At 73.4% G+C, this 12996-nt stretch carries 13 protein-coding genes and 1 pseudogene; 10 read left to right on the top strand and 4 right to left on the bottom strand.

All coding sequences use genetic code 11. The features are described 5' to 3' along the window. Positions 1 to 55 precede the first annotated feature (55 nt). The 3 genes from DFQ13_RS06095 to DFQ13_RS06085 are packed head-to-tail and all read left to right on the top strand — an operon-like array spanning position 56 to position 3070. On the top strand, positions 56 to 1462 hold the full coding sequence (locus DFQ13_RS06095; protein WP_110079122.1) for an NAD-dependent malic enzyme: 1407 nt from the start codon (positions 56 to 58) through the stop codon (positions 1460 to 1462). Positions 1463 to 1490: 28 nt separating this feature from the next. After that, a complete protein-coding gene (gene moaC / locus DFQ13_RS06090; protein WP_110079121.1) occupies positions 1491 to 1967 on the top strand; it encodes a cyclic pyranopterin monophosphate synthase MoaC in 477 nt (158 codons plus the stop codon). Next, entirely contained in the window at positions 1964 to 3070 is a 1107-nt protein-coding gene (locus tag DFQ13_RS06085) for a molybdenum cofactor biosynthesis protein MoaE (RefSeq protein WP_110079120.1), read from the top strand. The genes moaC and DFQ13_RS06085 overlap by 4 nt, the downstream gene beginning before the upstream one ends. 141 nt (positions 3071 to 3211) lie before the next feature. Here DFQ13_RS06085 and DFQ13_RS35760 read toward each other — a convergent pair whose 3' ends face one another. From DFQ13_RS35760 to moaA, 3 genes are all read right to left on the bottom strand, one after another. Further along, complete coding sequence (locus DFQ13_RS35760) at positions 3212 to 3892, bottom strand: LysM peptidoglycan-binding domain-containing protein (RefSeq protein WP_035289040.1); 681 nt, start codon at positions 3890 to 3892, stop codon at positions 3212 to 3214. A 454-nt stretch (positions 3893 to 4346) separates the two neighbouring features. Then, positions 4347 to 4607 carry a MoaD/ThiS family protein gene (locus DFQ13_RS06075; protein ID WP_181399860.1) on the bottom strand — a complete coding sequence of 87 codons (261 nt, stop codon included), beginning with the start codon at positions 4605 to 4607 and terminating at the stop codon, positions 4347 to 4349. Between the two features lie 3 nt (positions 4608 to 4610). Next, a complete protein-coding gene (moaA, locus tag DFQ13_RS06070; RefSeq protein WP_110079119.1) occupies positions 4611 to 5654 on the bottom strand; it encodes a GTP 3',8-cyclase MoaA in 1044 nt (347 codons plus the stop codon). A gap of 113 nt (positions 5655 to 5767) precedes the next feature. Here moaA and DFQ13_RS06065 point away from each other — a divergent pair, with 113 nt between their 5' ends. The 6 genes and pseudogenes from DFQ13_RS06065 to DFQ13_RS06040 all read left to right on the top strand — a co-directional run. Further along, a complete protein-coding gene (locus DFQ13_RS06065) occupies positions 5768 to 6160 on the top strand; it encodes a TOBE domain-containing protein (RefSeq protein WP_035289045.1) in 393 nt (130 codons plus the stop codon). Between the two features lie 23 nt (positions 6161 to 6183). After that, positions 6184 to 6924: a molybdate ABC transporter substrate-binding protein gene (gene modA, locus DFQ13_RS06060; protein ID WP_110079118.1), complete on the top strand. Its 741-nt coding sequence runs from the start codon at positions 6184 to 6186 to the stop codon at positions 6922 to 6924. A 29-nt stretch (positions 6925 to 6953) separates the two neighbouring features. Beyond that, on the top strand, positions 6954 to 7718 hold the full coding sequence (locus DFQ13_RS06055; RefSeq protein ID WP_110079320.1) for an ABC transporter permease: 765 nt from the start codon (positions 6954 to 6956) through the stop codon (positions 7716 to 7718). Beyond that, positions 7715 to 8812 (top strand): sulfate/molybdate ABC transporter ATP-binding protein, encoded by a 1098-nt coding sequence (locus DFQ13_RS06050; RefSeq protein ID WP_233438277.1) that lies wholly within the window; start codon positions 7715 to 7717, stop codon positions 8810 to 8812. The genes DFQ13_RS06055 and DFQ13_RS06050 overlap by 4 nt, the downstream gene beginning before the upstream one ends. 10 nt (positions 8813 to 8822) lie before the next feature. Then, complete coding sequence (locus tag DFQ13_RS06045; RefSeq protein WP_052021959.1) at positions 8823 to 9608, top strand: HAD-IIA family hydrolase; 786 nt, start codon at positions 8823 to 8825, stop codon at positions 9606 to 9608. 66 nt (positions 9609 to 9674) lie between these two features. Next, positions 9675 to 10478: pseudogene (locus DFQ13_RS06040) on the top strand (metallophosphoesterase family protein); the annotation flags it as partial. Between the two features lie 332 nt (positions 10479 to 10810). On the opposite strand, the gene DFQ13_RS06035 reads toward DFQ13_RS06040, so the two are convergent. Continuing rightward, positions 10811 to 11215 (bottom strand): YccF domain-containing protein, encoded by a 405-nt coding sequence (locus tag DFQ13_RS06035; RefSeq protein WP_110079117.1) that lies wholly within the window; start codon positions 11213 to 11215, stop codon positions 10811 to 10813. 92 nt (positions 11216 to 11307) lie between these two features. Here DFQ13_RS06035 and DFQ13_RS06030 point away from each other — a divergent pair, with 92 nt between their 5' ends. Next, the gene (locus DFQ13_RS06030) at positions 11308 to 12948 is read left to right on the top strand and encodes an AMP-binding protein (RefSeq protein ID WP_110079116.1); all 1641 of its coding nucleotides are present in this window, start codon (positions 11308 to 11310) and stop codon (positions 12946 to 12948) included. Positions 12949 to 12996: the final 48 nt, after the last annotated feature.

Genomic DNA, 12996 nt, shown 5'->3' with positions numbered 1-12996 from the left:
CCGACAGGGCTAAGCTGCGCTCGTTCCTCGATCGCCGAAGTTGGAGCGCAGCGACATGCCCGTCCCCGGTCCCGGTTACTCCATCACCGTCCGGGTCGAGGCGCCCCCGTCCGCCGGGGCCGCTGGTGACCTCACCAGCGCGGTCGGCCGGGTCGGCGGTGTCATCACCGCGTTCGACGTGGTCGAGTCGCACACCGACCGGGTCGTGGTCGACATCACCTGCAACGCGATGTCGGCCAACCACGCCCGCGACATCTCCGACACCCTCGGCGCGCTGCCCGGGGTCGAGGTGCGCAAGGTGTCCGACCGCACCTTCCTGATGCACCTCGGCGGCAAGATCGAGGTCACCGCCAAGGTCGCCCTGCGCAACCGCGACGACCTCTCCCGCGCCTACACCCCCGGGGTGGCCAGGGTCTGCACCGCGATCGCGGAGAACCCGGACGACGCGCGGCGGCTGACCATCAAGCGCAACACCGTCGCCGTGGTCACCGACGGGTCGGCGGTGCTCGGGCTGGGCAACATCGGCCCCGCCGCCGCGCTGCCGGTGATGGAGGGCAAGGCGGCGCTGTTCAAGAAGTTCGGCTCGGTCGACGCCTGGCCGGTGTGCCTGGACACCCAGGACACCGAGGAGATCATCCGCACGGTGGAGCTGATCGCCCCGGTCTACGGCGGCATCAACCTGGAGGACATCGCCGCGCCGCGCTGCTTCGAGATCGAGGCCAGGCTGCGGGAGAAGCTCGACATCCCGGTGTTCCACGACGACCAGCACGGCACCGCCATCTGCGTGGTCGCCGCCCTGCGCAACGCCCTGCGGGTCGTCGGAAAGGACCTGTCCGACTGCAAGGTCGTGGTCTGCGGCGTCGGCGCGGCGGGCTCGGCGATCATCCGCCTGCTGCTGCAACGCCACACCGGCGACAAGCTCGGCCCGGTCGACATCCTGGCCGTCGACGTCGACGGCATCGTGCACGGCGCCCGCGGCGACACCGACGCGAACCTGCGCTGGGTCGCCACCAACACCAACCGCGACGGGGTGTCCGGTCGGCTGCACGACGCGCTGGTCGGGGCGGACGTGTTCATCGGCGTGTCCGCGCCCAACCTGTTCGGCGCCGAGCAGGTCGCCACCATGGCCCCCGACCCGGTGGTGTTCGCCCTGGCCAACCCGGACCCGGAGATCGACCCGCTGGAGGCCCAGCGGCACGCCGCGGTCGTCGCCACCGGCCGCTCGGACTACCCGAACCAGATCAACAACGTGCTGGCCTTCCCCGGCGTCTTCCGCGGCCTCCTCGACGCCCAGGCCCACACCATCACCGACGAGATGCTGCTGGCCGCCGCCGACGCCATCGCCGACGTGGTCGACGGTGAGCGGCTCAACGCCTCGTTCATCGTGCCCAGCGTCTTCGACGCCGCGGTCGCCCCGGCCGTCGCCGACGCCGTCCGCAAGGCGGCCACCGCCACCGCGTAGCCCGGGGGCCGGGCCGTAGCATCGGCACGTGGGTGAACTGAGCCATGTGGACGCCTCCGGCGCCGCCCGGATGGTCGACGTGTCGGAGAAGGCGGTGACCGCGCGGGTGGCGGTCGCGTCCGGGGTGGTGCGCACCACCGAGGAGGTGGTGGGGCTGCTGCTGCGCGACGGGCTGCCCAAGGGGGACGCGCTGGCCACCGCCCGGATCGCCGGGATCATGGGCGCCAAGCGGACCCCGGACCTCGTCCCGCTGTGCCACCCGATCGCGCTGACCGGGGTGGAGGTGGAGCTGGTCGCGTCCGGGTCGGAGGTGCGCATCACCGCCACCGCCCGCACCGCCGACCGCACCGGGGTGGAGATGGAAGCGCTGACCGCCGTCGCGGTCTGCGGGCTCACCCTGCACGACATGATCAAGGCCGTGGACCCCGCCGCCGTGCTGGACCAGGTCCGCGTCGACCGCAAGGACGGCGGCAAGACCGGCACCTGGAGCAGGGGAGAGGCATGAGCGAGCGCACCGGCCGGGTGATCACCGCCTCCAACCGGGCGGCGGGCGGGGTCTACCCGGACCGGACCGGGCCGCTGATCGCCGCCTGGCTCCGCGACCGCGGCTTCGCCACGCCCGACCCGGCCGTGGTCCCCGACGGCGCCCCGGTCGAGGCGGCGCTGCGCGCGGCCGTGGCCGACTCGGTCGACGTCGTCCTCACCACCGGCGGCACCGGCATCAACCCCACCGACCGCACCCCCGAGGCGACCCGGGCCGTGCTGGACCACGAGGTCCCCGGCCTGGCCGACGCCATCCGCGCCGCGGGCCTGCCGGGGGTGCCCACGGCGGTGCTGTCGCGCGGCCTGGCCGGGGTCGCCGGTCGCACCCTGGTGGTCAACCTGCCCGGCTCCACCGGCGGCGTCCGCGACGGCCTCGCCGTCCTCGACGGCGTCCTGACCCACGCCGTCGACCAACTCCACGGCGGCGACCACCCGGCCCCCGCCGCACAACCCCAAGCCGATCCCGCCGCGCAGCAGCAGGCCGATCCCACTGCGCCGCATCAGGCAGGCTCCGCCGCGCAGCACCGGGCCGACCTCGCCGGGCAGCACCAAGCCGATCCCGTTGCGCAGCGGTCCGGCCACCGGGGCGGGGCGTCGGACGCCGGGCAGTCGCCCGGCGAGCACCCGGCCCCCGGGGCGCCCGCCGCGGTGCTGCGCGCCGAGGTGTCCGGGGACGACCTGTCGGTCGACGAGCACGCCGCCCTGGTCGACCACCGCGCCGCGGGCGCCGTGGTGACCTTCGCGGGGGTCGTGCGCGACCACGACGGCGGGCGCGGTGTCACGTCCCTGACCTACGAGGGCCACCCCAGCGCCGGGGACGTCCTCGCCGAGGTCGCCGCGGACGTCGCCGCGACCTCCCCGGGGGTGCGCGCGCTGGCGGTCTCGCACCGGGTCGGCGACCTGGCGATCGGGGACACCGCCCTGGCCGTCGCCGTCGCCGCCGACCACCGGGGCGCCGCGTTCGCCACCTGCGCGCGGCTGGTGGACGAGGTGAAGGCCCGGCTGCCGATCTGGAAGCACCAGCGGTTCACCGACGGCACCGACGAGTGGGTCAACTGCCCCTGATCACCGGCTCAGCGCCGCCGACCTGACCTCCGCCGACCTGACCTCCGGCGACCTGATCGCGGGTGAGCACCCCGAGCATGACCGAGCCCCCGCCGCCCGAGATGGACGGCGGGGGCTCGGGAGCGCTCGAGCGTGCGAAACCTACTTCGTGGCGATCTTCTGACCCACGAGGATCAGGTTCGGGTCGCTGATGAAGTTCTTGTTCTTCTCGGCCAGCGACTGCCACCCACCGGCGACGTTGAGCTGGTTGGCGATCTTCGACAGCGTGTCGCCCGCGAGCACGGTGTAGTCACCGGCCGGGTTCGACGTGCTCACCGCGGCGACCGGGGCGGCGGGGGCCGCCTTCTTCGTGGTCGCCTTCGGGGCGGCGGCCTTCGTGGTGGCCTTGGGGGTGGCCTTCTTCTGCGCGGGGGTCGCCTTCTTCGACGTCACCGGCTTCTTCGCGGCGGCGGTGGCGGGCTTGGCGGAGCTGCCCGACTTCTTGCCGCACACCGGCCAGGCGCCGATGCCCTGGGTCTTGAGCACGTTCTCCGCGACGCGGATCTGCTCCTCGCGGCTCGCGTTGTGCGCGGAGCCGCTGCCGCCGTTGGCGCGCCAGGTGCTCGGACTGAACTGGAGGCCGCCGTAATAGCCGTTGCCGGTGCTGGTGCTCCAGTTGCCGCCGCTCTCGCACTGCGCGATCGCGTCCCAGTTCACGGTGTCGGCCGAGGCCGGGGTCGCGGCGACCGCCATCGGGGCGCCGACCGCGACGCCTGCGACGACGACTCGGGCGATGGCGCGCTTGGTGGTGGACGGCTTGCGGTGCTTGCCTCGGTAGGACATTCGGGGATCTCTGGCTCCCGTGCCTGCGTGATCAACGCTGCGGGTCGGGCCCAGTCGTGCGGCCCGGCCGGTGGTGTTCACCCGGCTCCACTGCGATCACGGTTGCCCGTGACCGTCCGTGGTCCCTCGCCCCTGTCCGGAAGTCGCTTTCGCTCGGGGTTGGTTCCCGGGAGGCCGCCGGACAGGGTTCGGCACTACGGACTCCCGGGTACTGCGTGGTCGGTTTCGGGTCCGACCGAAAGCGACGGTACGTAACCGCGTGGGCTTACGGAAATCGGAAGGGGGGTGACCGTCGTCACAGTAACGCCGCGCAACCTCAAACGATCCCCCAGGTTTTCGCTGTTTAGGGGGGTGAGCCGGGCTGTTATTTCGCCGTGTCCTACCCGAGATAATTCACCGAGGGTGAGACCTGCCTTACGCCGATCCCACGTCGTTGGGCCGTTCGGGAAGCCCATCAGCCCCCCGCGAAAGGGGGCAGAACGTCCAAACCGGTTACATCGGGCAGCCGGATGTCGCGGTCACGGACAGCGACACCGTCCAGCAGGAAGCTCGCCGCGGGCAGCACCCGCGCCAGCGCCGCGCCGTGCCGGGCTCCCAGGGCGGCCACCGCGTCGGCCACGGTGGCGCCCGCGGGCAGGCGCACCGTCTCCTCCCGCACGCCCGCGGCCGCGCGCGCGCCCGCGAAATACCGCACCCGCACCTCGGTCTCGATCACCGGTCAGCCCCCGATCGCGCTCATCGGCCGGTCGGGCTGGGCGAAGCCCGTGTTGTTGATGCCGTGCCCGGCGAGCTTGCCCCACATCGCCGCCCGCCACCGGTCGGCGATCTCCGCGTCCGGCGCGCCCGCGCGCAGCGGGCCGCGCAGGTCGGTCTCGGTCGTGCTGAACAGGCACGACCGCAGCGCCCCGTCCGCGGTGAGCCGGGTGCGGTCGCAGTCGCCGCAGAACGGCCGGGTCACCGAGGCGATCACGCCGACGTCGGCGGGTCCGCCGTCGACCAGCCAGCGCTCGGCCGGGGCGGCCCCGCGCGCGCTCGGCGACGGGGTCAGCGCGAACTCCGCGCCCAGCAGCTCCAGGATCTCCGCCGCGGTCACCATCTCCGAGCGGTCCCAGCCGTGCTGCGGGTCCAGCGGCATCTGCTCGATGAACCGCAGCGCGTACCCGTGCTCGACGCAGAACCGCAGCAGGTCGGCCGCCTCGTCGTCGTTGACCCCGCGCAGCAGCACCGCGTTGACCTTCACCGGGGTCAGCCCGGCGGCGCGGGCGGCGGCGAGGCCGTCGAGGACGTCGGGGAGCCGGTCGCGGCGGGTCAGCTCGGCGTAGCGCTCCCGCCGCACGGTGTCCAGCGAGACGTTCACCCGGTCGAGCCCGGCGGCGCGCAGCGCGTCGGCCCGCCGGGCCAGGCCGACGGCGTTGGTGGTCATCGAGATGCGCGGTCGCGGGCTCAGGGCCGCCACCGAGGCGATCAGCTCCTCCAGGCCCTTGCGCAGGGTCGGCTCGCCGCCGGTGAACCGGACGTCGGTGACGCCCAGGTCCTCGACCGCGATCCTGATCAGCCTGCCCAGCTCCGCGTCCGACAGCATCTGCGAGCCGGGCATCCAGTCCAGGCCCGCGGCGGGCATGCAGTAGGTGCAGCGCAGGTTGCACCGGTCGGTCAGCGACACGCGCAGGTCGGTGGCGATCCGGCCGAAGCCGTCCACCAGCCGGGGGTTGTCGGGGCGTCCGGCGACGCTCGGCACTACGGGCAATCCGAGATCGACCATGCTCACCGGTTCGAGGGTAGTCGCCGGGCGGATGGGGTCGCCGGACCGGGAAATGCCAGTGATCCGGGGCTTCTCGACCGCAAGACCGCAGATGCGGAAGTATGGTCTGTTCCATGCCGCACTATCGGTTTTCTGACGTCGCGCGCCTGCTGGGGGTCAGCGATGACACCGTTCGCCGGTGGGTCGACGCGGGCCACCTCGCTGCGGGGCTGGACGCCTCCGGCCGCAAGGTGGTCGACGGCGCGGTGCTGGCCGAGTTCGCCCGGTCGCAGGCCGAGGCGGCGCCGGACCCCACCGGGGTCGGGCGCTCCGCGCGCAACCGGTTCGTCGGCCTGGTCACCTCGGTCGTGCAGGACGCGGTCATGGCCCAGGTCGAGATCCAGTGCGGCCCGCACCGGGTGGTGTCGCTGATGAGCAGCGAGGCCGTCCGCGAGCTGGGCCTGGCGCCCGGCTCGCTGGCGGTCGCGGTCGTCAAGGCGACCCAGGTCATCGTCGAAACGCCCTGACCCCTCCCGAGGAGATGCCCCGCATGCGCAAGTTCGTCGTCGTGGCCGCCACGGCCCTCGTCCTCGCGGGCTGCGGCACCGGCTCGGACCAGGGGGGCAGGGCGCTGACCGTCTTCGCCGCCGCCTCGCTCACCGAGTCGTTCACCGCGCTGGAGAAGGAGTTCGAGGCAGGCCACCCCGGCGTCGACGTCCGGCTCAACTTCGCCGGGTCGTCCGCCCTGGCCCAGCAGCTCGCCAACGACGCCGCCGCCGACGTGTTCGCCTCCGCCGACATCGCCAACATGGAGAAGGTGGAGGCCCTGCTCGCCGCCCCCGCCGTGGTGTTCGCGACCAACAAGCTCACCATCGTCACCCCGCCCGGGAACCCGGCGAAGATCACCGGCCTGGCCGACCTGGGCAAAGAAGGCGTGACGACGGTCGTGTGCGCGCCGCAGGTGCCGTGCGGGGCGGCGTCGAAGAAGGCCGCCGACGCCGCCGGGGTCACCCTGCGGCCCGCCAGCGAGGAGCAGGACGTCAAGGCGGTGCTGACCAAGGTGCGCGCCGGGGAGGCCGACGCGGGCCTGGTCTACGTCTCCGACGCCAAGGCCGCGGGCGACGGGGTCACCGCGGTCGGGTTCCCCGAGGCGGACAAGGCCGTCAACGACTACCCGATCGCTGTGCTCAAGTCCGCCCCGCAGGCCGATCTCGCCAGGGAGTTCGTGGCCCTGGTGCGCGGCGCCGACGGGCAGGCGGAACTGGCCAGGGCCGGGTTCAGCGCGCCGTGAGCACCCGGGACCGGCGGGTCCGCACCGGCCTGCCGGTCCTGCTGTGGGTGCCCGCCGCGGTCGCGCTGGCCCTGGTGGTGCTCCCGGTGGTCGGGCTCGTCGCGCGCTCGGACCTGTCGTCGCTGCCCGCCAGGATCACCAGCCCCGGCGCGGTGGCGGCGCTCGGCCTGTCGCTGCGCACCGCCGCACTGTCCACAGTGCTCTGCCTGCTGCTGGGCGGCCCGCTCGCCGTCGTGCTCGCGCGGTCGCGGGTGCCGGGGGTGCGGGTGCTGCGGGCGGTGGTGCTGCTGCCGCTCGTGCTGCCGCCGGTCGTGGGCGGGCTCGCGCTGCTGTACCTGCTGGGGCGCGGCGGCCTGCTCGGCTCGCACCTGCCGGGCGTGCGCATCCCGTACACGACCGCCGCGGTGGTCATCGCCCAGGTGTTCGTGGCGATGCCGTTCCTCGTCGTCGGCCTGGAGGGGGCGCTGCGCACCGCGGGGGAGCGGTACGAGGCGGTCGCGGCGACGCTCGGGGCGCGGCCGTGGACGGTGTTCCGGCGGGTGACCGTGCCGCTGGTGCTGCCCGCCCTGGGCTCCGGACTGGTGCTCTCGTTCGCCCGCGCGCTGGGGGAGTTCGGCGCGACGATCACCTTCGCGGGCTCCCTGGAGGGGGTCACCCGGACCCTGCCGCTCCAGGTGTACCTGCTCGCCGAGACCGATGTGGACGGTGCGGTGGCGCTGTCGCTGCTGCTGGTGGTCGTGGCCGTCGCGGTGATCGCCGTGGCCCGGCCGCGCGCGCTGCGGGGGCAGCGGTGAACGGGCTGTCCGCCCGGGTGCGGGTGGCGCGGGACCGGTTCACCCTGGACGTCGCGGTCGAGGTGGCGGCCGGGGAGGTCGTCGCCGTCCTCGGCCCCAACGGTTCCGGCAAGTCCACGCTGCTCGACGTCCTCGCCGGGCTGCTGCTGCCCGACCACGGCCGCGTCACCGTCGACGACCGGGTGCTGACCGACACCGCCGCAGGCGTCCGGCTGCCCCCGGCCCGGCGCGGCGTCGGGCTGCTGGCGCAGGACGCGCTGCTGTTCCCGCACCTGACCGCCCTGGCGAACGTCGCCTTCGGCCCCCGCGCCACCGGGGCGCGGCGCGGGCCGGCGGACGAGGTGGCCAGGCGGTGGCTGGCCGAGGTGGGCGCGGCGGAGTTCGCCGCCCGCAAACCCGCCGCGCTCTCCGGCGGCCAAGCCCAGCGGGTGGCCCTGGCCAGGGCGCTGGCGGCCGAACCGGGGCTGCTGCTGCTCGACGAACCCTTCGCCGCCCTCGACGTCGACGCCACCCCGGTCCTGCGCGGGGTCGTCCGCCGCGTGCTGGCCGCGACCGGGCGCACGGCGCTGCTGGTCACCCACGACCCGCTCGACGCCCTGGCCCTCGCCGACCGCGTCCTGGTCCTCACCGATGGTCGGGTCGTCGAGGACGGCCCGACCCGCGCGGTGCTGTCCCGCCCGCGCACGGCGTTCACCGCCCGCGTCGCGGGCCTCAACCTCGTCTCCGGCACCGGCGACCCGGCGGGCCTGCGCACCCCCGACGGCACCCTGGTCGCCGCCGCGGCGGGGCCGGCAGGCGAACCGGCCGTCGCCGTCTTCCGCCCCGCCGACGTCGCCGTCTACACCAGCCCGACCCAGGGCAGCCCCCGCAACGTCTTCGCCGCCGTCGTCGCCGCCCTCGAACCGCACGGCGACACCGTCCGGGTCCGCGTCGCCGCCACCCCCGGCGGCCCGGCCTGGGTCACCGGCCTCGCCGCCGACCTGACCCCCGCCGCCGTCGCCGACCTGGCCCTGGAACCCGGCACCCCCGTCCACCTCAGCGTCAAGGCCGCCGCCGTCGCCGTCCACCCGGCCGGGACCGCCGCGGCTGGGTAGCGTCTGCGCCATGGTCTGGACGTACCTGATGGACATGGACGGCGTGCTGGTGCACGAGGAGCACCCCATCCCCGGCGCGGCCGAGTTGATCGCCGAGCTGACCGCCCAGGGCAACCCGTTCCTGGTGCTGACCAACAACTCCATCTACACCCCGCGCGACCTGCGCGCCCGCCTGCTGCGCACCGGCCTCGACGTGCCCGAGCGGTCCATCTGGACCTCCGCGCTGGCCACCGCCCGCTTCCTCGACAGCCAGCGCCCGCACGGCTCGGCGTACGTCATCGGCGAGGCGGGCCTGACCACCGCCCTGCACGAGATCGGCTACACCCTCACCGACCGCGACCCGGACTACGTCGTGCTCGGCGAGACCCGCACCTACAGCTTCACCGCGATCACCCGCGCCATCCGCCTGGTCGAGGAGGGGGCCAGGTTCATCGCCACCAACCCCGACGCCACCGGCCCCAGCCGCGAGGGGTCGCTGCCCGCCACCGGCGCGGTCGCCGCCCTGATCGAGCGGGCCACCGGCCGCGCCCCCTACTACGTCGGCAAGCCCAACCCGCTGATGATGCGCTCGGGCCTGCGCGCGCTCGGCGCCCACTCCGAGAACACCCTGATGATCGGCGACCGGATGGACACCGACGTCCGCAGCGGCCTGGAGGCGGGCCTGCGGACCATCCTGGTGCTCACCGGCATCTCCGGCCTGGACACCGCCGACCGCTTCCCCTACCGGCCCACCCGGGTGATCGAATCGGTGGCCGATCTCGTGGGCCGAACGGCCGAACCCTTTCCCACCGGGTGAACACCCCAGGTCACCACGGGGACCATCGCTGCGCACGCGTTTCACCCCTCGCCTATCGTCAGTGGTGTGGAGCACGACCCTGTTGAGCCCGTCGAGACCTACGTGGTCGGCGACGTGCACGGCCACCGCGACGAACTGGTGGCCGCACTGCACGAGGTAGGCCTGGTCGACCCCGGCGGGACCTGGACCGGCGGCACCGCCCACCTGTGGTTCCTCGGCGACTTCGTCGACCGCGGCCCGGACGGCATCGGCGTGATCGAACTCGTCATGCGCCTCTCGGCCGAAGCGGCGGCGGCGGGCGGGCAGGTGCAGACCCTCCTCGGCAACCACGAGATCCTGCTGCTGGGGATGCACCGGTTCGGCGACACCGACGTCCCGTCCGACTTCGGCCCGCGCAGCTTCGCCAGGAGCTGGGAGATGAACGGCGGCCTGCTGTCGGACCAGGAGGCCCTGACCCCCGCGCACGTCGACTGGCTCACCGACCGCCCGGTGGTGGCCCTGGTCGGCGACGACCTGCTGATGCACTCCGACACCCTGGAGTACCTGGGCTGGGGCGAGGACCTGGAGACGGTGAACGCCTCGGTCCGCGAGATCCTGCACTCCGACGACCTGTTCCAGTGGTGGGAGCTGTGGCGCCGGATGACGACCAGGTACGCCTTCCGCGGCCCGCACGGGGAAGAGGCGGTCGACCGGCTGCTCGCCGCCTACGGCGGGCGGATGGTCATCCACGGCCACAGCGTCATCGCCGACCAGCTCGGCCTGCCCCCGGCCCTGATCGAGGGCCCGTACGAGTACGCGGGCGGCAAGGCCCTGGGCGTGGACGCGGGCCTGTTCGTCGGCGGCCCGTGCCTGGTGGTCAGGCTGCCGTGGTCGTCGGCGGCCTCCGACGAGGCCGACTTCGACGCCGCGATCGCCGAGGCCGAACGCGCCCGGGAAGCCGCCATGGCCACCCCGCCGGAACCCGAGCCCACCGAGCTTGAACCCGCCGAGCCCGAGGCCACCGAGGCTGAGCCTGCTGAGGCGGAGCCTGATTCCGCCCAGTCGGGGGAGTCTGCTCAGGCCGCCGACTCGCCGCAGAACGCCGGAGCGGACGCGGTCGAGCCCGTCGAGTCGGCCGAGCCGATCGAGCCCACCGACGGCGAGTCCGCTGTGGACACCGGCGGGGCCGGGGCCACCGACCCCGCCAAGGGGTAGCGGCGGGGTCAGCGGGCGTACGTGGCCGGGTAGTAGCGGTCCGGGGTCGGGACGATGCGGGTGCCGAGCGGGATCAGGCTGACCGGGATGAGCTTGAAGTTCGCGATCCCCAGCGGGATGCCGATGATCGTCACGCACAGCGCGACCCCGGTCACCAGGTGGCCGATGGCCAGCCACCAGCCCGCGACGATGATCCAAATGATGTTCCCCAGCAGCGAGGCCGCCCCCGCGTCCCGGCGCGATTCGACCGTGCGCCCGAAGGGCCACAGCGCGTAGTTGGCGATGCGGAACGAGGCCAACCCGAACGGGATCGTGATGATCAGGATGCAGCAGAGGATGCCCGCGATGAGGTAGCCGAGGGCCATCCAGAAGCCGCACAGCACGAACCAGATGACGTTCAGGATCAGTCGCACACCACCCAGTGTCCAGGAAAACTCGAAGTCACGTCGGGCCCGGGCGGGGAACTAGGGTGACAGGGAGCACACCGACGGCGGAGGAGACCTCGATGACGCCCGTACTGCCCAGCTACGCCTCCGGCACCTCCGACGTCCCGCTGCTCGGCGACACCATCGGCGCCGACCTCGACCGCACGGTCGCCGCCCACGGCGGCCGGGAGGCGCTGGTCGACCGGGGCACGGGCAGGCGCTGGACCTACGCCGAGTTCGCCAGGGACGTCAACGCCGTGGCGCACGGCCTGCTCGGCCTCGGGGTGGGCAAGGGCGACCGGGTGGGCATCTGGGCGCCGAACTGCGCGGAGTGGGTGCTCACCCAGTACGCCACCGCCAAGGTCGGCGCGATCCTGGTCAACATCAACCCGGCGTACCGGGTCCACGAACTCCAGTACGTCCTCAACCAGGCGGGCATCCGCACCCTGGTCGCCGCCGAGAGCTTCAAGACCTCCGACTACGCCGCGATGATCGAGGAGGTCCGCCCGAACTGCGCCGCGCTCGAAGACATCGTCCTCATCGGACAGGAGACGTGGAACGCCCTGCTGGCCACCGAAGGCGATCCCGCCACCCTGGCCGGGATCGGCGCCACCCTCTCCGCCGACGACCCGATCAACATCCAGTACACCTCGGGCACCACCGGTTTCCCCAAGGGCGCCACCCTCAGCCACCACAACATCCTCAACAACGGCTTCTTCGTCGGCGAACTCTGCTCCTACACCGAGCAGGACCGCATCTGCATCCCGGTGCCGTTCTACCACTGCTTCGGCATGGTCATGGGGAACCTGGCGGCCACCAGCCACGGGGCGTGCGTGGTCATCCCCGCCCCCGGCTTCGACCCGGCGGCCACCCTCGCCGCCACCGCCGAGGAGAAGTGCACCTCCCTCTACGGGGTGCCGACCATGTTCATCGCCGTCCTCGCCGAACCGGGGCTCGACGGGCTGGACCTGAGCGCGCTGCGCACCGGGATCATGGCCGGGTCGCCGTGCCCGGTGGAGGTGATGAAGCAGGTGATCGACCGGTTGGGCATGACCGAGGTGACCATCTGCTACGGCATGACCGAGACCTCCCCGGTGTCCACCCAGACCCGCGCCGACGACAGCGTCGAGCGCCGGGTGTCGACGGTGGGCCGGGTGCACCCGCACCTGGAGGTCAAGGTCGTCGACCCGGACAGCGGGCGGACGCTGCCGCGCGGCGAGCCGGGGGAGCTGTGCACCCGCGGGTACTCGGTGATGCTCGGCTACTGGGAGCAGCCGGACAAGACCGCCGAGGCCGTGGATGCCGCCCGCTGGATGCACACCGGCGACCTCGCGGTGATGGACGCCGAGGGCTACCTCAACATCACCGGCCGCATCAAGGACATGGTGATCCGCGGCGGCGAGAACGTGTACCCGCGCGAGGTCGAGGAGTTCCTCTACACCCACCCCGCCGTCCTCGACGCCCAGGTCATCGGCGTCCCCGACCCCCGCTACGGCGAGGAGTTGATGGCCTGGGTCCGCCTGCGCGACGGCGCCGGGCCGCTCACCGCCGAGGCGGTGCGCGAGTTCTGCACCGGCAAGCTGGCCCACTACAAGATCCCCCGCTACGTGCACGTGGTCGACGAGTTTCCGATGACGGTGACGGGCAAGGTCCGCAAGGTGGAGATGCGCGCCGCCGCCGTGCAGATCCTCGGCCTCGACGCCCCCGCCGAGACCGCTTGACCGCCGTGATCCACACCCGCTCGCCGGGATGCAGGGTCTGACGTGGGC

Origin of the sequence: Actinokineospora spheciospongiae (assembly GCF_003182415.1) — a bacterium.
In the GTDB taxonomy this organism is placed as follows: Bacteria; Actinomycetota; Actinomycetes; order Mycobacteriales; family Pseudonocardiaceae; genus Actinokineospora; species Actinokineospora spheciospongiae.
Note: the sequence above shows the minus strand (reverse complement) of the source record. Positions and strands in the feature narration are given on the sequence as shown.